The organism is Paenibacillus sp. FSL P2-0136, from assembly GCF_037975325.1.
Lineage (GTDB): Bacteria > Bacillota > Bacilli > Paenibacillales > Paenibacillaceae > Paenibacillus_AQ > Paenibacillus_AQ silagei.
This window is the reverse complement of the sequence record NZ_CP150244.1, coordinates 2,416,668-2,436,115: the sequence shown is the minus strand read 5'-3', so window position 1 is coordinate 2,436,115 and position 19,448 is coordinate 2,416,668. Positions and strand designations below refer to the sequence as shown.

Annotated in this window: 7 protein-coding genes; all 7 read right to left on the bottom strand. The window is 48.8% G+C overall.

Annotated features, from left to right (window positions below):
• Positions 1-11: 11 nt before the first annotated feature.
• Positions 12-4,646 (bottom strand): amino acid adenylation domain-containing protein, encoded by a 4,635-nt coding sequence (locus NYE26_RS10100; RefSeq protein ID WP_339255485.1) that lies wholly within the window; start codon positions 4,644-4,646, stop codon positions 12-14.
• A 26-nt stretch (positions 4,647-4,672) separates the two neighbouring features.
• Positions 4,673-7,708: a beta-ketoacyl synthase N-terminal-like domain-containing protein gene (locus NYE26_RS10095; protein WP_339255483.1), complete on the bottom strand. Its 3,036-nt coding sequence runs from the start codon at positions 7,706-7,708 to the stop codon at positions 4,673-4,675.
• 24 nt (positions 7,709-7,732) lie between these two features.
• Entirely contained in the window at positions 7,733-13,207 is a 5,475-nt protein-coding gene (locus tag NYE26_RS10090) for a type I polyketide synthase (RefSeq protein ID WP_339255481.1), read from the bottom strand.
• A 355-nt stretch (positions 13,208-13,562) separates the two neighbouring features.
• Complete coding sequence (cydC, locus tag NYE26_RS10085; protein WP_339255479.1) at positions 13,563-15,284, bottom strand: thiol reductant ABC exporter subunit CydC; 1,722 nt, start codon at positions 15,282-15,284, stop codon at positions 13,563-13,565.
• The gene (gene cydD / locus NYE26_RS10080) at positions 15,281-17,041 is read right to left on the bottom strand and encodes a thiol reductant ABC exporter subunit CydD (protein WP_339255477.1); all 1,761 of its coding nucleotides are present in this window, start codon (positions 17,039-17,041) and stop codon (positions 15,281-15,283) included. Before cydD ends, cydC begins: the two co-directional genes overlap by 4 nt.
• A complete protein-coding gene (locus NYE26_RS10075; RefSeq protein ID WP_209878021.1) occupies positions 17,042-18,055 on the bottom strand; it encodes a cytochrome d ubiquinol oxidase subunit II in 1,014 nt (337 codons plus the stop codon).
• Positions 18,052-19,419 (bottom strand): cytochrome ubiquinol oxidase subunit I, encoded by a 1,368-nt coding sequence (locus NYE26_RS10070; protein WP_339255475.1) that lies wholly within the window; start codon positions 19,417-19,419, stop codon positions 18,052-18,054. The genes NYE26_RS10075 and NYE26_RS10070 overlap by 4 nt, the downstream gene beginning before the upstream one ends.
• Positions 19,420-19,448 lie beyond the last annotated feature (29 nt).

Here is a 19,448-nt window from a genome sequence, read left to right as displayed (position 1 = left end):
CCTGAGTGACCTTAATTGAACTTTGCCAAGATGAAATCTAAATCTTCCATATCCACATCGTCAAAATCTGCAGCGGAAACTCCATCATCCTCAGATTCAATACAGTAGCTGATCATCCCCCTAAGCGTATCCGTGAAAGCATTGGCCTGCTGCACGATGTTCTCCCCGGAATGGATATTCGGGTTATATCCCCACTCGAAGGTTAAGCGGTCTTGCTGGATATACCCGTTGACTTCAAGCAGACTGACTCTTGTATTCTTTAATCCCCTGGTATACAGCGGTTCTCCGGTAATCAGCCGGAAGTGTTCATGCTGCGGGTTCTTGTTATCCAAATGCCCCATGTAATTAAAAACAATATCCATAGCTTCACGGGGGTAATCACTAAGCAAGAACTCGAACTTACGCTTCTGCACGGCAGCTAATCTGTCTTTCACTTTTTTTAACGTAGCTCCAGTAGTTGAAATATCATCTGCGGAGAAGTACAAAGGATACAGGTTGGTAAACCAGCCTACCGTTCTTGACAGATCCACCTGATCGGCAAGCATATCTCTTCCGTGACTTTCCAGATATAAGGTATGGTCTGCCCCATCCCATTCATGCAGTATCGTTTCCAGGGCGGCAATCATGACCTCAATCGGCTGAATGCTGTAATGCTTAGGCACTTCAATCATTAGCTTGGCGGTATCTTCTTCCGATAAGGAGAACAGGCAGTGCTCTGCTTCTCCTTCAAGATTGTCAATGCTGGAGCAGCCTCTTTTGGTTTTTCTTGAATGAGCCCCAATTTCTTTGGTCCACTCCTTTTTTTTGCTCACTGCTTCATGGCTGCCGGCGTATGCTTCTGCTGCGTTGCTCCATCTTATGAAGGATGAGGTTTTCTGCGGAAGCCTGACTTCCCGCTTGTCTATTAAGGCTTGATAGCCATTCAATACATCCTCAGCGATGAACCTGAAGGACACCGCGTCGCATACCAGATGATGCGCTGTCAATACCAGTCTGCTACTTGACCATGTATCGGACACAATAAGCAGCCCTTTAAACACTTCTCCCGCTTGCAAATTAAGAGATTGCTGAAAAGCCGGCAATTCCTGCTGTATCCGCTGCTCATAGTCATCACAAGCTGTAATCTCTACTTTCTTCAGGCGTTCGCTGTAGGCAAACGGCAGAATATCCGCATACCTTGGAGCCTTTCCGGGAAGTACACGGGTTCTTAACAAATCATGCTGCCGGCACACTTCATTGAGTGCTTCATTCAATCGCCCAGCATCTACAGTCTGCTTCAATTCAAAGCTTACAGACTGATTCCAATGGTTATTTTCCGGGAAATTATTGGTGAAGAACCACTGCTGGATAGGTGTCAACAGGTAAGTACCTGTAACCTCTCCCTGATCACAGCAGATGTGTTCAACTGCCGCAGCCTTTAAGGCCATTTGTTCAATACATTTATCATCGTAAAAAGACTTTAATTCGAGCTTAATTCCTGCCTCTGCCGCCTTAGCAATAACCTGCATGCTGATAATGGAGTCTCCGCCAATTTCGAAGAAATGATCACGGATACTAACCCGCTCAACTCCTAAGAGCTCACACCAGATTCGTTCCAGCGTTCTTTCAATCTCTGTGGTCGGTTCAGCAAAATCGTTCTCCGCTTCCATAGGCTGGCCTAAGGACGCTAATCTGCTGTTATCCGGCTTACCATTCATATTAAGCGGAATGGCCTCAAGCGTATAAAATGCTGATGGGATCATATACGAAGGTAATCCATCGTTCAAAAAGCTTCTGATTTCTGTCAGAGTCACTGCTGCATCCACAACTACATAAGCTGCCAGATAAAGATTGCTCTTGTGGTCAATCTCCGGGATAACAACCGCCTCAATCACTCTGTTATGAGAAGAGAGTTTATTCTCAATCTCTCCGATTTCGATCCGGTGTCCCCTGATCTTGACCTGATGATCTATTCTTCCGGTAAAAGCAATATTTCCGTCGTTCAGCCAGCTAGCATAATCCCCCGTCCGGTACAATTTACCGGGACCATAGGGATTATCAATAAATTTCTCCGCTGTCAGTTCCGGCCTGTTCAGATACCCCCGGGCAATGCCTACTCCTGCTATACATAATTCTCCAATAATTCCTTTTCCACATAAGGAAGTATAATTCATAATATAGATTTGCATATTGGCAATTGGCTTGCCGATCGGAATTCTATTCGGGATTTGAACAGTCCTTTCGTATTGCCAGTCCGACGCACAGACCGTAGTCTCGGTAGGTCCATACGCATTGAAATATTCAATCGGCTCTGGCAAATTCTCCACTAGATTGACGCTTGCTGCTGATCCCGCTGTGATCAACAGACGGATTCCGATGGGTCTATCCGCTATTACATTCCAGTATGGCGGAGGCAAGGTGGCAACGGTTACGTTATGCCTTTTCAGCTCCAGTTCCAGCAGATTCACATCCAGCGCTACTTCTTTGGTAATGATGCATAGTCTTGCACCGGTGAGAATTCCCATAATCATTTCCCAGACAGAGGCATCAAAAACAAGATTGGCAAATTGCAGGATCGTATCATCCGTGGTCACTTTGTATTTATCCCAAAAATAATCTCTCAAGTTAACAATACCGCTGTGTTCCACCATAACGCCTTTGGGCTGACCTGTAGTTCCCGAGGTATAGATTACATAAGCAAGATTATCCGGATTGCTGTGGTCCGTAAGATTGTCCGTGGACTCGGTATCGATATGCTTGTCACCCATTGAAATCTGCTCAATGCCTGCATAATCCTGATGGATGCCGGAAGTTATCATATACCGGACATTGCTGTCTTCCAGAATATACTCCATCCGCTCCCGGGGATAAGCCGAATCCACCGGCATATAAGCTCCGCCAGCCTTGGTTACCCCCAGTATGGCAATGATGGCCTCAATGGATTTATCCAGCATAATGGCAACCAGACTCTCGCAGCCCACACCGTATTTCCGCAGATGATGTGCCAGTTGATTGCTGCGGTTATTCAGTTCTCTATAGGTAATCCGCTCATTGCCGCACACTATGGCTACTGCCTCTTCCCGGAGCGCCGCCTGGGTCTCGAATAACTGCTTAATGGTCTGTGGCTTATAGTCCGTAACCTTTTCGTTAAAAGAGTAGAGTATCTCATCCTTTTCTTCTTCCGGGATCATTTCAATATTTTTTATAGGCTGATTGTCATATTCAGCAATGAATTGCAGAATATTCAGATAATAATCCTTAATCTTTTCAATCCGCTCCCGGGAGAATTTATCCGATTTATACTCAAACCAGGCGCTTAACCCATCCTTTTCATCATTGACTTCCAGCGCCAGATCAACCTTGGCCGTTTTTAAATCCAGTTCTTCGAACTCTATGTAGAAATCCTTTGTTGTAATATCCTTTAACGCATTGGTCTCATAACTGAACACCACCTGATAGATCGGGGTGGACAGCAAATCTCTTTCTACCTTCAAGTCCTCTACTATAAAATCAAACGGCAAATCCTGATGCTTCAAGGCCTGCATCACCTGGGCATTCTCCGCCTGGATATAATCGAATAATGGTTGCTCTTCACCAATATTACTGCGGATCGGCAGCATGTTCAGGAAGCACCCGATGATGCTCTGGCATTCCTCTTCATTTCTGCCGGTAACCGGGACCCCGACAATAATATCGTTTTGGTGTACATACTTATGCAGCATGATTTTGAGTGCGCTCATTAACAATACAAACAGTGTAACTCCGTGTTTTTTTGCAGCAGCTTCCAGTTTTACTTTCATCTCCTTGCGGATTGAAAAAGCTACCCGTTCGCCATGATAGGTAAGCCCATGACCGGCCGTGTAATCCGTTGGAAGCATACAGCTCATGCTGCTGCCCGACAATTGTTCCCTCCAGAACTTAAGCTGATGATCGAACTCGCCTTTGGCAATCCGTTCATTCATGTGGATGACATAATCATAATATTGCACAACGGGCTCCTGTACAGGTACCATGCTTGCGCCTGTATAGGCTTCATACAGTTGAAGCAGTTCTCTAATAAAAATGCCGCTTGAATAGCCGTCCGATACAATATGATGCCAAACAATTTGTCCAATCCATTCGGTCTCACTAAGCTTGTAACAGATCAGGCGAATAAGCTTGCCCTCAGCTAACCGGAACGGCTGTATTCCTTCCGTGTACATCCTTTGCCTGATATCGTCAGGCGATATTTCCATCCCTGCCTGGGAGCAATCATACATTCTGAAGGCCGGCTCTTCGGTATCTTCGCTGAGCTCAACCTCAAGCTGTCCTTGTCCTCCCTTGAATTTGGAACGCAGCACCTCCTGCTGCTTAACCACCGTTCTGAAGGCCTTGTGCAAAAGCTCCACCTGAAGTTTCCCATGGAATTTCACATAACCCGAAACGTTATACGTAATCGATTCATTGAAGAGCTGTTCGACATACCAAATTTTCTTTTGCATATAGTTGGAAGGCAACACGGTCAACTCCGGTGCTCTCTTGCTGACCCTATGCAGCCCTTTGTCTTGCAGGATGATCTGTCTTTTCTTTTTTCTTTGTTCCTCCAAGAGACTCTCCAGCAGCAGTCTCTTGGCGTCCGACAAGGCATTCACTCTGTTTTTCACGCTTCCGCTTTCGTTGTTCTGCATCTCTCCACACCTCTAACTGTCCATATTTAGACTGCATCCAAATCGAGGCTTTCTGACAACTCTTCCAATACAAGGTCAGCTACATTCTTGACAGTCGGTGCTTCGATAAACAGTTTCAACTGCAATTCAATCCCATAGAGTTCCTTAATTCTCAGGACGACTTGTGTGATCATCAGAGAATGTCCGCCAAGCTCAAAGAAGTTATCGTTGATTCCAATCGGCGTGATCCCCATAATCTCCTGGAGGATTTCCACTATACTCTCTTCAATCGCATTGTCAGGCTGTTCATATTCCACCGATATATCCGGCCGGTTATACTCTATCGTGTCCGCTTCTACAGCACTGTCTGCTGAGAGCTCCCTATCCCAGCCGTTGCTTCCAGCCGCTTCATAAGCCTTCTGCTTGCCAGCTTCAATCCAATGTCTCTTCCTTTCAAAAGGATACGTCGGCAAAGGGGTTCTGAATAAGCTTTCATCTTCGTAATATTTTGCAAAATCAATGGTTAGTCCGCTGATCCAGGCCTTCTTTACGAACTCCGCCAGAAATTTATTATCATTCATCGTATTCTTAATGCCGCGGACCGTTTGGAACAATAGGCACTCCGCGTAGTCTTTCAAATTATCCTGCATAAAGACAGAGAGCGTTTTTCCCGGACCCACTTCGATGAAGTATTTATAATTTTTCTGTGCCAAATGAAGTGCAGCATCTTTAAATCTGACAGTGCCCAGCATATGCTGTATCCAATAGTCTGCACTCATCGCCTCTTCCGGCTTCAGCCACTCTCCCGTGACATTGGACATGATCGGGATCATCGGCTTGTTGAACGTCACCGTCTGGAGCACCTTCAGCATGTCCTCCACTGCCCCCTGCATCATATAGGAATGAAAAGCATGGGAGGTGTGAAGAATTCTGTACTCTCGATCCTCTGTAATCTGTTCGACCACTTCCTGCAGCGCTGCGCTATCCCCGGCCAATACCACCCGGTTCTCGGAATTAATCAAGGCCAGTGAGACCTTCCCGTTAATATAGGCCTGCGCTTCCTGCTCGTTCATATTCACATACAGCATTTCGCCCGCCGGCAGACTTTGGATGATCCGGCCCCGCATGACCATTAATCTAAGACCATCCTCGAGTGAGAATACCCCGGCCAGACAAGCGGCTACGTACTCTCCAACACTATGCCCCAGCAGAGCTTTGGGAGTAATTCCCCAATGCATCAAAGTCTTGGCCAAGCAGTACTCAACGGCAAATAGAGCAACCTGTGTATTACGGGTTTCTGTGAGTGTCTCCTCACCCTTAGCATCCGCTTGATCTGCAAAGATAAGCTGTCTTAAATCATAGTTCAACTGCTTCTGAAGGATTTCGAAGCACTTATCCAGCTCATGCCGGAATACAGGCTTCGTATCGTACAGTTGTTTTGTCATATTCACATACTGCACGCCTTGTCCCGGGAACAGAAATACAATTTCCTTTTCGTTCTCATTTGGAGATTTTACGGCAGGAAGGCTCCCGCCCAATTTATGAATCAGATCTTCTCTGCTGTTACAGACCAGACCGCCTCGATAGGGCAGTCTCTTTCTTCCGATATTCATCGTATACAGGATATTACGGTAATCAATATCTTTATTATTTTGCACAAAATCCAGCAATTGCCCGGCAATCTCTTCATAAGCGGTCTTTGTCTTTGCGGATAGCAGCAGCAATTGGAATTCCTCATTACTCTCGACTTTGCGGGTGTCGATCGCTTCTTCCAGGACTACATGAACATTGGTCCCTCCAATACCAAACGAGCTGACGCCTGCTCTTCTTACCCCGCAATCCGGGTTCCAGTCTCTGAGACGGGTATTGACATAGAAAGGCGAGTTCTGCAAATCAATGTTAGGATTCGTTTCTTTATAGTTAATGCAGGGTACAAGCTTCTGCTTCTGGAGCATCAGACTGGTTTTGATTAACCCGGCCGTACCTGCTGCAGAATCCAAATGTCCGATATTGGCTTTCACTGCACCCAGGGCGCAGAAATTCAGCTTGTCCGTGGCTTCCGAGAAGGCTTCTGTAAGTGCTTGTACCTCTATGGGGTCCCCCATGGGAGTCGCTGTTCCATGAGTCTCAATATAAGTAATCGTTTCTTCATCTATCTCACTTAGTATCTGGGCGCTCTTAATCGCATTGCGTTCGCCTTCAATGCTTGGTGCCGAATAACCAACCTTTGCCGAACCGTCATTATTAAAGGCGGCTCCCTTAATGACAGCGATGATATGATCGCGGTCGTTCACAGCATCTTCCAATCTTTTCAGCAGCACGGTTCCTACTCCGCTGCCGCTTAATGAACCGCTGCAATCTTTATCAAACGGCCGGCAATGTCCGTCCTCCGCAAGAACCTCTCCTTTGATGTAGAGATAACCGCTAACCTGAGGAAGCGACAGGGAGCTCCCTCCGGCAATGGCCATATCGCATTGATAGTTCAGCAGAGCCTGACAGCCCAGAACTACGGCGGTCAGGGAAGTGGAACATGCAGTCTGCACGTTCACGCTCGGTCCCTTCAGATTCAGCTTGTAGGAAATCATGGTCGAAGCATAATGAACATCGTTCCCAATCCATATTTGTCTGATCTCGGGAGTGGAATCCAGATCCATACTGGACATAATATTCTTCAATAAATACTTGCTGGTTCCCGTTCCGACGAATACGCCCACCTTCCCTGCATACTGGTCCGATTGGTACCCGGCACTTTCCATCAGCCGCCATGAGCTCTCAAGCAGAATTCTTTGCTGCGGGTCCATCAGTGCCGCTTCCCTGGGCGTGAAGCCAAAGAACGCCGCATCAAATTGCTCAATATTATTTATTTTGAAGCCGCACTTCCTGTACTCGGGATTGCTGAGCAGTTCTTCCGGTACCCCCGCTGCCCGAAGCTCCTCATCGGTGAAGAAGGTAAGCGACTCCGTCCCGTTGCACAGATTCTCCCAATACTGCATTACGTCATCTGCTCCCGGAACCTGGCAGTCCATTCCGATAATGGCAATATCGAGGTCTCTAAGATCATCATTCTGAGCGGATATTTCCATGCTTCTGTATCCTCCTTTCCGTTTTTATTTAGATAATAGAAGTGCAGCCTCTTCTTCTGTCAGATTCTCTAACTGGTCCAATAATGCTTCCAGGTCTGCTTCGGATTCGTCTTCAATAATTAAGTCGTTAATGTCATTGAAGTGTTTTCCGGCCAAGTCAGCAATGCTGATTCCGCCCAGAAGGTCAACAATGGAAATGTTAATACTGCATTTCTTATTTATTTTATTTCTGATCTCTGCAGCGATAATGGAGTCCACTCCAACCGAACTGATCGGCTCATCAAGAACAAGCGCATCCTTCTTGGCATGAATGGTCTCAGCGATGATCTCAGCGAAGAAATCCATGATAACTGCACTTTTTTCTTCCATGCCGGAGGCTTTGGCCAGTATGCTGAATAAGTCGGTCTCCTGCATGTCCCCTGCAGTATCTTCGCTTTGCATGGCGAGGTGATTATACAATGCCGGCTTGCCCGGATAATTATTAAGCGCAAGCGGCCAGTCCGCTTCACCGATTACAGCATGGCATAGCTGTTGTCCGAACACTCTTTCCAGCGCCTGCATGCCATTCACCGCATAGATAGGGTTCATGCCTCTTTGATATTTATAATGATCAATCAAATTCTTTTCTTTAACCATCCCTACACCCCATGGTCCCCAGCCCAGACTCAAGGCAGATTTGCCTTTACTGCGGCGGTAGCAGGCCAGTGAATCCATAAAGGAGTTCGCTGCGGCATAATTCACTTGTCCAACCGCCGTAACGACTGATCCTGTGGAAGAGTACATAATGAAAAAGTCCAGTTCAACCTCTTCAAGATATTTATTCAATAGCCATGCGCCTTTAACTTTGGTGTCATAGACCTCATCGAACTCATGCTGCTCCATTTGCATCATTAATTTGTCTTTGACTACACCGGCAATATGGATCACACCGCCGATCGGCATGGTTTCTTCATGAATCAATCTATGCGTAAGCTCCCCGACTGCTGCTTCATTAGCGATGTCCAGCGCGGCTACTTCAACGGTACAGCCTTTCCGTTCAAGCTCATTGATAAATTGCACCTGGCTGTACAGCTTATGGGATGAAGTCATCACTTTTCGTTCTTTTTTACCAGGAAACGGGGTACGGCCTATCAATACAAAATGTCTGGCTCCCTTATCGTACATCCAATTCACAGTGATCTGCCCGAGTGAGCCCATTGCACCCGTGACCAGATAAATCTTATTGTCCGCCATAGTTACCGGGATGTTCCCGTCCAGATCGTAGATATGCTCCAGTCTGGCAACATAACGGACACCGTTTCTATACGCCAGCTGATCTTCACGTGTATAGTTCTCCAGATCATTGATCAAAAGATCGACAGAGGCGGGGTGATGATCGATATCCATACTTGCTCCCCAGCTTCCAATGCACTCGGAGTGGCTGATTACTCTGCACATACCGATAGCCGCTCCCTGCAGCACATCAACTGGCTCCTTGCCGTCAACACTGACTGCCCCTTGGGTAACTGCCCAAGTACGATATTTCACGGAGTGCTCATTCAAAGTATTCATAACATGGCGGATACTGTTGACAGCCTTCTGCTTGGAAGCCTCAATAGCATCCGTGTCCATCTGATCATGACTTGTAATGTCCATACCCCACAGGTGGATAATGCCGTATTCCTGCTCTTGATCCATGTGCTGAATCAGCTTGATATAATCCGCTTGATTATTGCTGACAATAACACTGCCTGCATCCTGGTTGCCGGGATTCTGATAATCCGCGTAGAACCGTTTGCAGTTATAGCCTCTGCCGCTTAGGTTCCCGGCAATCCTGTCACCCGTGCCGGAAGCATCACACAGCACAACCCAGTTCGTATACGAATGTCGAGCTGCGATCAGCTGCTCATCGTTCTCTACCTCCTGAGCCTTCCATTCAATGCCATAGAACCATTCTTTCAGATTCTTCTCGCTAAGCACGGCAGCTTCCGGACTTTTCTCTACGGATCTGGCCACAAAGTTGTCTACAATGACAACAATGTTGCCTTGCTCATCATAGATTTCAATATCCCCGGCAATGAACTCCTTACCCGATTCCTTCACTATAGAACGGACCCGCAATGGACCGGACGTGTTACCGTATACGACGACTGAGTCCACCGTATCCGGCAGCTTAATATCAACTTGTCCGTGATCTCTCAGCTCATCAAATTGATTAACGAGAAGCGACTGAAAGGCAGCATCAAGAATAGCCGGATGCAGGATATTATCCATGTCCTGGATGCCTAACTCGTCCAGCGTGCAGATCTCAGCCAGAACTTCATTATGATTAATCCATACCTTCTTAAGTCCCTGGAACATAGGGCCGTAGGTGAAATTCATTTTCTCCAGCAGCCCGTAGCATTCCGCCTGATTCAGAATTTCCTTGGCACTGTGCTTAAGAGCCTCCAGATCGGCTGTCCGGCTCACACTCCAGGTCTGTTTTCTGACAAATTCCCCACGGAAATTCTCGGTAGTTCTGGATACATCGCCATCTGCCAGGCTTCCGATCTTCACCACACCATGCTGCGGATCATAGTTAATAGACATATGGCCGGCATTGTTCTCATCAAGGAACAGCGCTCTTTTAAAGTGAATATGATATAAACCATACACCTCATCAATGCTTAATTTGCTGTAATCACGGAGCATTTGGAACGAGGCTTCAATGAAATGGGCTCCGGCCAGCAGTACACTGCCATTTACACAATGGTCTGAGACGAACGGCATAATATAATCATTGATTTCCGCTTCCCATGCCGGAACCACGCTGTTCTTGCGGTATCCGATAAAAGGATGCTCTTTCTGTCCAAGGCGTCTCTTCATATGCTCTTTGGATTCCTTCCAGAACCTCTCATGCTCCCATTGATAATGCGGCAGCTTCACATACTTAAAGGTTCCTCTGTAGATCCGGGACCAGTCAATTTCATAGCCTGCACAGAATAGCTCAGACAAGGTTCTAAGCATTCTTGGTATTTCCGGATCATTTCTGCGGAGGGAGGGCGAGATCAGAACTTCTATATCCTTCTCACTCGCAAGCTCACTGACTGAATTCGCCAGTACCGGATGAGGGCCAACCTCAACAAAACAGGAATAGCCTTCCTCCAAAATCTGTTCCATGGCCTTGGCAAAGTACACGGAACCGGATACATTCAGCCACCAGTATTCATTATCCAGCTCCGGCCCTTCCGCCAGCTGGCCATTTCCGGTGGTATACGTTCTGATTTTGGTTGGTTGCGGATGAATATCGCGCAGGGCTTCCAGCAGCTCCGATTTAATCTCATTCATAAACACACTATGATAAGGTACCGTTACTCTTAAGAACTTGTTAAAAACACCGTCAACTTCAAGCTTGCTGCTGATCTCTGTAAGACAGGCCATATCTCCGGACAGGGTTACGCTTGTGTTGCTGTTGATTGCCGCAATGGATACTTTGTCGTTATTGTCAGCAATCAGCTCCTTGGCCTGTTCTTCATTCAAGCCAACCGCAAGCATACCGCCTTTACCCGTCAGCCGCTGCTGGAGCATACTGCGGTAATACGAAATCCGGACCGCATCTTCAAAGCTGTAGACACCGGCAGCATACAATCCTGCCACTTCACCCACACTGTGTCCGATAATCAGATCCGGGACAACCCCCATGCTCTTCCACATCTCAACCAAGGCCACCTGCACCGTAAAATTCAACGGCTGGGAGACTTCGGTGAACTGCATGCTGGATTGTTCCTCATGAATCAGGAATTCATCCATCAATGACCAGGACAAGTATCGGGAGAACTCAGCGTGGCACTTCTCGACCGTATTGCGGAATACCGTATTCACATGATAGAGCTCGCGTCCCATCGCGTACCATTGAGGACCCATGCCGGTGAAAATAAACACCAGTCGCTTGTCTTTACCTTCATTGCCCACAACCACATTCTGCGGCAAAGTATCCTGCTGATAATCTGTCAGACCCTGAATGATCTCCTGTATATTCCCTCCGAATAACACAAGGGATTTCGGGAATTTCTCACGTTTGGTAAGTGCGGAATAACAAATATCCGGTAAGCTTTCGGCGGTTTGATTCAAAAATTCAGTGTATTCTGCGGCAAGAGCCTTTAAGGATTGTTCTGTTTTTGCGGAGATGGTTAATACTTGAGGCAGTTCTTCGTTGACTGTTCCATCGTACTGTCTGTCACCCGTTATTCCCTGTAAAATCACGTGCGCATTGGTTCCGCCAAAACCGAACGAATTGACACCGACGATGGCATCTTTACCATCCTGCGGCCAGCTTTCATTGGTTAAGGGAATTCTTAGCCTCAGCTTGTCCAGATCAAGCTCAGGATTAAGCTCTTTCATTCCGATATGCGGCACAATCTGTCTATGATCAAGAATGCACGCCGCCTTGATTACCGATGCTACGCCGGAAGCTGCCTCCAGATGACCGATGTTCGGTTTGACCGAGGCCATGATACATCTGTTATCTTCCGTCCTGTGCTCTCCAAAGAATTCACCGACCGCATTGACTTCAATGGGATCACCCAGTGCTGTTCCGGTTCCATGCAATTCGACATACTGAACTTCATCGGAGGCAATCCCTGCTCTCGCATATACATCCTGCAGCAGCATCTTTTGGGATTCGCCGTTAGGAACCGTAATACCATTCGTTTTTCCGTCCTGGTTCACAAGGCTCTCTCTGATCACGGCATACACATAGTCGCCGTCTTCGAGCGCTTTTTCCAGACTTTTAAGGACAAGGATTCCGCCCCCTTCCCCCCTGACATAACCGTTCGCAGCAGCGTCGAAGGTCTTGCAGCTTCCGTCCACCGACAAGAATCCGCCTTTGGATTCGGCTATGAAATATTCCGGGGCATAGATCAGTTCCATGCCGCCTGCCAAGGCCAGATCGCATTCACCGTTGTGCAGACTTTTGCAGGCTTCATGAACAGAAACCACGGAGGACGAGCAGGCTGTGTCTATGGATAGAGAGGGACCCATTAAATTGTATATGTACGAGATTCTATTCGATAACATCGTCATCATGCTTCCTACTGCAGCATGGGTTCCAATTTGTGCAGCGTCAGCAAATTGCAGAATTTTATAATCGAGCGTAAATCCGCCGATAAACACACCGGTGCGGGAACCGCTCAGACTGCCGGGCTTAATTCCTGCGTCTTCTAGAGCCTCCCAGACAATCTCCAGCATTTGCCTCTGTTGCGGATCGATTTGATCTGCCTCTCTGGCATTAATCCCAAAGAACTTTGCATCAAATTGATCAAACTTATCGATAAATCCTCCACGCCTGGCGTGGCTTTTTCCTTTTACCTGTTTGTTAGGATGATAATATTCTTCAACACTCCATCTATCCTCGGGAATATCCGTAATCGTATCCTTGCCTGACTTCAAGATGTCCCAGAACTGTTCTACATTATTTGCGCTTCCCGGGAACCTGCAGCCCATCCCCACAATCGCCACTAGCTTGTCCGTCTGCTTATTCATACCTCTCGCTCCTTTTACTATGCTTATCATTCACAACTGTAAATCACAAAAAAATTCCATTGACTAACTATGTATTATTTTGCATAAATATGCATTTTACAACGGATTGGTAGACTTCAGAGTAGTGATAATTAACTATTACCATTAAAGGGGATGAATAGGTATAAAGTAGGGAGAATTAGTATAGGAGGTAATATTTACATTTAACAAGATAAAAATAGCATATATCCCAAAATTAAAATGTGACTTTCTTCACCAAAAAAAAGGCTCACCTTAAGGTGAGCAGCATAATCATATCGATGGTCGCATTGTTAATCAATTCATGAATAATCGCCTCGCGATAGAGACCTTCTGCCTATAGCTCTCCAATCATTTGCAGCTCTATTTGCTTCATACGGTACAAGTAGCCCTGTTGCTCCATTAGCTCCGCATATGAACCTGTTTCGATGACCCTGCCCTGCTCCATGACGATAATCCTGTCCATGCTTTCCAGGCCGGTAAGCCGGTGGCAAATGAGCAGTAAGGTATCTCCGGCAGCTTGTTCGTAGAGACGGGTTAACACGCGCTCTTCCGTTACATAATCCAGCGAAGAGGTCGGTTCATCCAGCAGCCACAACCGCCCTTTGCGGAGCATGACCCGGGCCAGCGCCAGACGCTGCTTCTCCCCGTCGGACAGGTTCTCTCCTTTTTCGAATACCACATCATGTAATGCCACATCCGGCAGTTGGGCCTTAGCGAGAGCTTCTAACAATACTTCGTCAGATGCTTCTTCTCCATTCAGCAGCAGGTTGTCACGGACTGTTCCACGGAAAAAATGACCTTGCTGTAAGACGACATTCGAAGCTTCCCAAATGCCTGACTCATCCAGCTCTTGTACCGGAATGCCGCCCAAACGTATCTCCCCGGATGCAGGTGTGCGCAGCTTGAGCAGCAGATCAATCAGGGTGGATTTGCCGGACCCGCTCGGTCCGACCACTGCCGTTCTGGAGCCTGCCGGGAGCTGCAGTGACAGCTCTGTCAGCGCAGGCCGCCACTCATCATCATATTGGAACGTAACACCGGACAGCTCCACCGAAACCGGATTTCCCGCGGGCAGAGTGCGGTCCGGGTGCACAGGTAAATCAGTGGCAGTCAATACGGTTTCAGTCAGCCTTTTGGCCGCATGCTCACTGTCTTGCTTATAGGCTGGCAAAGTGGCCATGGCTCCAGCTTCTTCAAACACCGTCTGTGCGGCCATCACAAGCATCGCTAAAAACACGCCAGCCAGCGCACCCTCCATAATTAGATAGGCCCCAAGCGTCAGTACACCCCAGGAAATAAAAAAGGTTACAAAGGTGTGCATCGCCTGTCCGCGCAGCAGATGACCTGCTGCACGCTGCTGCTCTGCTGTCAGTGCTGCCGAAGCCGCCTGGAGCTGCTGCTCCCGCTGCGGCAATTGCCCGTACACCTTCAGATCGCGGAAGCCGTACAAGACCTCGGTGACTTCCGTTGACAGCAGCGCCCGCTGCTTACGGACGCGGCCGTGTATCGCCCGCTGGCCCACCAATACGATTCCCGGTACAACCACTGCTGTCAGCAGCATCCCTATTACGAACAAGCAGGCCATCCAGAATGAATAAGAGGCACTGAACACCATGGTTGCCAGAAACACCGTGATGACGATCACCGGCGGATAAGCGACACGCAAAAAATAATTCTGCAGACTCTCTACATCGCCGACAATACGCGCAAGCAGATCTCCGCTGCGGTTCTTGTTCAATATACCGGGCGTTAACGGGATCAGCCTGGCAAAAAAGCCTGTACGCAAACGGCTAAGCATGGAAAAGGTTGCTCTGTGCGAATACAGGCGTTCCCCGTAACGGCTTGCCGCCCGGAGCAGACCCAGCAGCTTGACCAGCGCGGTAAGAACAATCAAGGTATAGAGCGGCGGCATAAAGACCGTCTGTGAAATCAGATACCCGCTTGCGGAAAAGAGGGCCACACCGGCTGCGCCGGCAATAAACCCTCCCAGAATCGACAGGAGAATATCCTTACGCTCTGCTATCATGGCCTTGGACAAAATCGCCAGCTCGTTCATGCTGAACCTCCTTTTCGCTGAATATGGGCCATCTCGGCATATTGAGGCACACGTTCAAGGAGCTCGTCGTGAGGTCCTGCCGCCGCTAATACGCCATGGTCCATAAACAAAATGTGATCCGCTTGCCGGATCGTATATAACCGGTGCGCGACTGTGATCATGGTTGCCTTTTGGGCCAGCGCGGTTATGGAGCTTTGCAGGATTTGTTCGGTCTGCAAGTCGAGGCCCACCGTAGGCTCATCGAACAGGATCAGAGCCGGCCGTTTCAAAAAGGCCCGCGCTAAAGCAAGGCGCTGCTTTTCCCCGCCCGACAATCCCCTGCCCCCTTCTCCGACATTGGTGTCGAGTCCCTGTTCCAGCCCGGCAACAAGCTGTGCAAGTCCCGCATCCTCTGCGGCCTGCCTGATTTCATCCCTGGAGACCTTACGTCCGGCGCCGATGGCGATATTGTCAGCGAAGGTGCCGGCAAAAATATAGGGGTGCTGCGTAATATAGCTGACCTGCTCAAACCATGAGTCTTCCTCCCACTCCGACAGCGGGCTTCCGTTCACCAGCACTGTCCCTGATACCGGCTTCAGAAGCCCGGCAATGAGATGGAGCAAGGTTGTTTTGCCCGAGCCGCTGTGCCCGACAATCGCAACATGCTCTCCCGGTCCTATGGAGACGGGTCCGGCCTTAAGCTCAAATGAACCGGGTGCATAATGGAAATGCACATCATCCAGCGCAATGGATGGCGGCATCTTGAGAAGCTTGGCTGAGGACTGCCCGCCCCCTTCCGGCTGTGCACCGGTGCCGCCGCCTATTTCCGCAAGCATCTGCTCCACCTTACGGACCGCCCCCATACTGGTCCGCCCGCTGTGAAAAGCGGTGCCGGTATTCTTGAGCAGGTTAAAAAACTCGGGAACAAGCAGCAGCACAAGAAAGGCCGTGTGGAACGCCATCGATTTGAATACAAGCAGCTGAATAGCCAATTCAAGGGCAACAATCCCGATGCTCAGCATAACGATCGATTCCAGCATAAACGTATTCGTAAACGCAACCTTCAGAATATCCATGGTCGCGTCACGGTACCCCAGGCTGCTGCGCTCAATCTGCTGTTGCTGGCGGCGGGATTGCCCAAATATTTTCAAGGTCACCAGCCCTTGCAGCGAATCCAGGAAGGTACCCGAGAATTCTGCAAGCTGCGCATATTTCTCTTCCGATTTGTTCTTCGTTTGCAGTCCCACCAGAATCATAAACAGCGGGATGAACGGTGCCGTAAACAACAGAATGAAGCCGGTATTCGCATGTAAAACAAACGTAACCGCCAGAATCAGAACCGGGATGATCGCTGCTTCGGCCATCCGCGGCATGTAGTGACTGAAATAGCTGTCAGCCTCGTCCACTGCATCCAGAGCCACACTGACCTTCCCCCCTGTCTGCCCCCGCAGCGTTGATGGCATGGACGCATGGGTAAGCTTCTGCAGCACGGATGAACGCATATTTGCCTTAGCGGCGGCTGCCATAGCCAAGCCTATTCTTCCATTTCCGTATAACAGCAAAGTGCGGATAGCCATCACTGACAGCAGAAGAGCGAGCAGCAGAGCAACCGAGGATAAGGAAGCCTTCTCCACGAACACCCGCTGGACCGCTTCCGCCAGCAGCCCGGCCTGACTTACAATCGCAATGCCGAGCAGGAGCGACAGGAGGGTCAGCATAACCAGCCGTTTTCGTTGCCCCGACATTTGCTCAGCGATCAGACTTGTTTTGCTCTTCATTTATTTCTTTCCTTTCACATAGTCTGCGTCAAAGAGGAACAGCTTGAACACCAGAATCAGGGAAGGAATGAGCAAGCACATACCCCCGATGAACACAATGACCAGCGCCAGACCCATAGCCGGTGAAGTGATGCTGTTCTCAAGCGTAATGAACGGGTCCAGAATATAAGGATATTGCCCGATTCCGTAAGCGAAGAAGGCGCATAGGAATTGCAGCATGATGCTTATGAACGCCAACCCGTAACGGCGTCCGCTGTACAGCAGCCACATGGCAAGCATGAAGAAAGCAACAGACAGCGCAAGCAGCCACCATAAATCCATCATATTTTGAAAATGCCGCTCATTGTGCTGGCCCAGATAAATAAAGGCCGTCAGCGCGATAACAATGGTCGGCGTGCTCCAGAACAGCGCATAAGTACGCATAAGCTTCAGCGCGGGTTGATCCTCTGCCCGGGAAGCATAAAAGGCCAAAAAGGAGGCGCTGATGAACAACACCGATACAATCGCCAAGCCTACAATGCTCCAGGATAACGGGTTAGTGAACAATGCCCAGTAATCCAGAGACACGGTCTCTCCCCGCTTAAAGATAAAGCCGCCTTCCGACAGGGTAAGTGCCACTGACAAGGACGCGGGAATCAGCAGGCCCGAAGCGCCGTACAGGAACAGATATACGATGTTATTCTTGGAGCCGTAATTCTCGAACGCATAGAACGAACCGCGGATCGCGATCAGGATAAGCGCAATGCTTCCCGGAACAAGTAGCGCCGAGCCGTAATAATAAGCGGTATCCGGGAAGAAGCCGACAAGTCCAATATAAAAAAAGACGAAAAAGACATTCGTAATCTCCCAGACTGGCGATAAGTAGCGGGAGATCAAACGGTTAATCAGATGATCCTGCTTCGTCAGCCGGGCATAAAAGGCAAAGAACCCGGCTCCAAAATCAATAGAGGCCACAATTAAATAGCCGTATAAAAACAGCCAGAGCACTGAAATTCCAACCAGCTCATAACTCATTTTGCGTGCTCACCCTTTACTGTTGATTTGCCGCCGGGATGCTGATTCCACTTCTCCATCTCGGTTTCTGCCGGATTGTCCTTGAACATGCGCCGCAGCACAAGCACACATACCGTGCCTAACAGGATGTACAGCAACAGGAATACAAAAAACAGGATCCTTACGCTCGGTGATGTCGTAGCCCCCTCTTCTACACGCATGTATCCCCTTAAGATCCAGGGCTGCCGCCCGATCTCAGCGTAGAACCAGCCTAGCTCGACTCCCAAAAAGGCAAGCGGTGCGCCTAACGCGATCGCGCGAAGCAGCCATTTGTTATGCTCATTGCGTTTTTTCCAGAAGACAAACAGGAAATACAGGAATGAAATGCCTAGCAGTGCGAACCCTACACCGACCATCAGATCAAACAAATAGTGAACCAGGAGCGGCGGCCGCTCATCCGCAGGGAATTCATTCAGTCCTGTCACTTCTGCATTAAAATCGCCAAAGGCGAGGAAGCTGAGAAATTTGGGAATGTGCAGTGCACCCAGAACCTCATGCTCTGCGTTAAGCCACCCTAACAGAATTAAATCTGCTCCGCTTTCCGTTTCAAAATGCCACTCTGCCGCTGCCAGCTTCTCCGGCTGATGCTCCGCCAAAAATTTCGCAGACGCATCTCCAGCAAGTGAGTTCAGCAGTCCAAACACCATCACCACGGCCATCATCAGCTTCAGCGCTTTTTTATGGTATTCCGAGGCGCCCTTCCTCAGGAGTGCAAACGCAGCAATGCCCGCCAGCAGTGCGGCTCCGGTCAGATAGGCTGAGCTTAATACATGGAACACCTTGGAGAACGTCGCTGTATTCAGCATCGCCTCCACGGGATTGACAGCTATGAATTGCCCACCCGCCATGGCAAAGCCCTCAGGCTGATTCATGAACCCGTTTACCGTCGTGATAAAAACAGCGGACATCCCGGCACCGGCAACAATCGGGATCGTAAGAAGCCAGTGGATATACGGCTTCTTGAACCGGTCCCAGGTATAGAGGTAAATGCCCAGGAAGATCGCCTCAAAAAAGAACGCAAACACTTCCATAAATAACGGGAGCGCAATCACGTTACCGGCCAGCTTCATGAAATTAGGCCAGATCAAGGCCAGCTGCAGTGAAATCGCCGTACCGGTCACCACGCCCACGGCCACAGAAATGACAAACCCGCGGGCCCATCTCTTGGCCATCAGTGTATAGTGAGGGTCTTTTTTGCGTATGCCCATGAATTCAGCAATGGCGATCATCAGCGGAACCCCAACGCCAATTGTTGCGAAAATAACGTGGAATCCCAGTGTCAAGCCTGTCACCAGTCTGCTCCACAGCACGGTATCGATGCCCATTACGTTAGTGCCTCCTTATAAAAATCGTA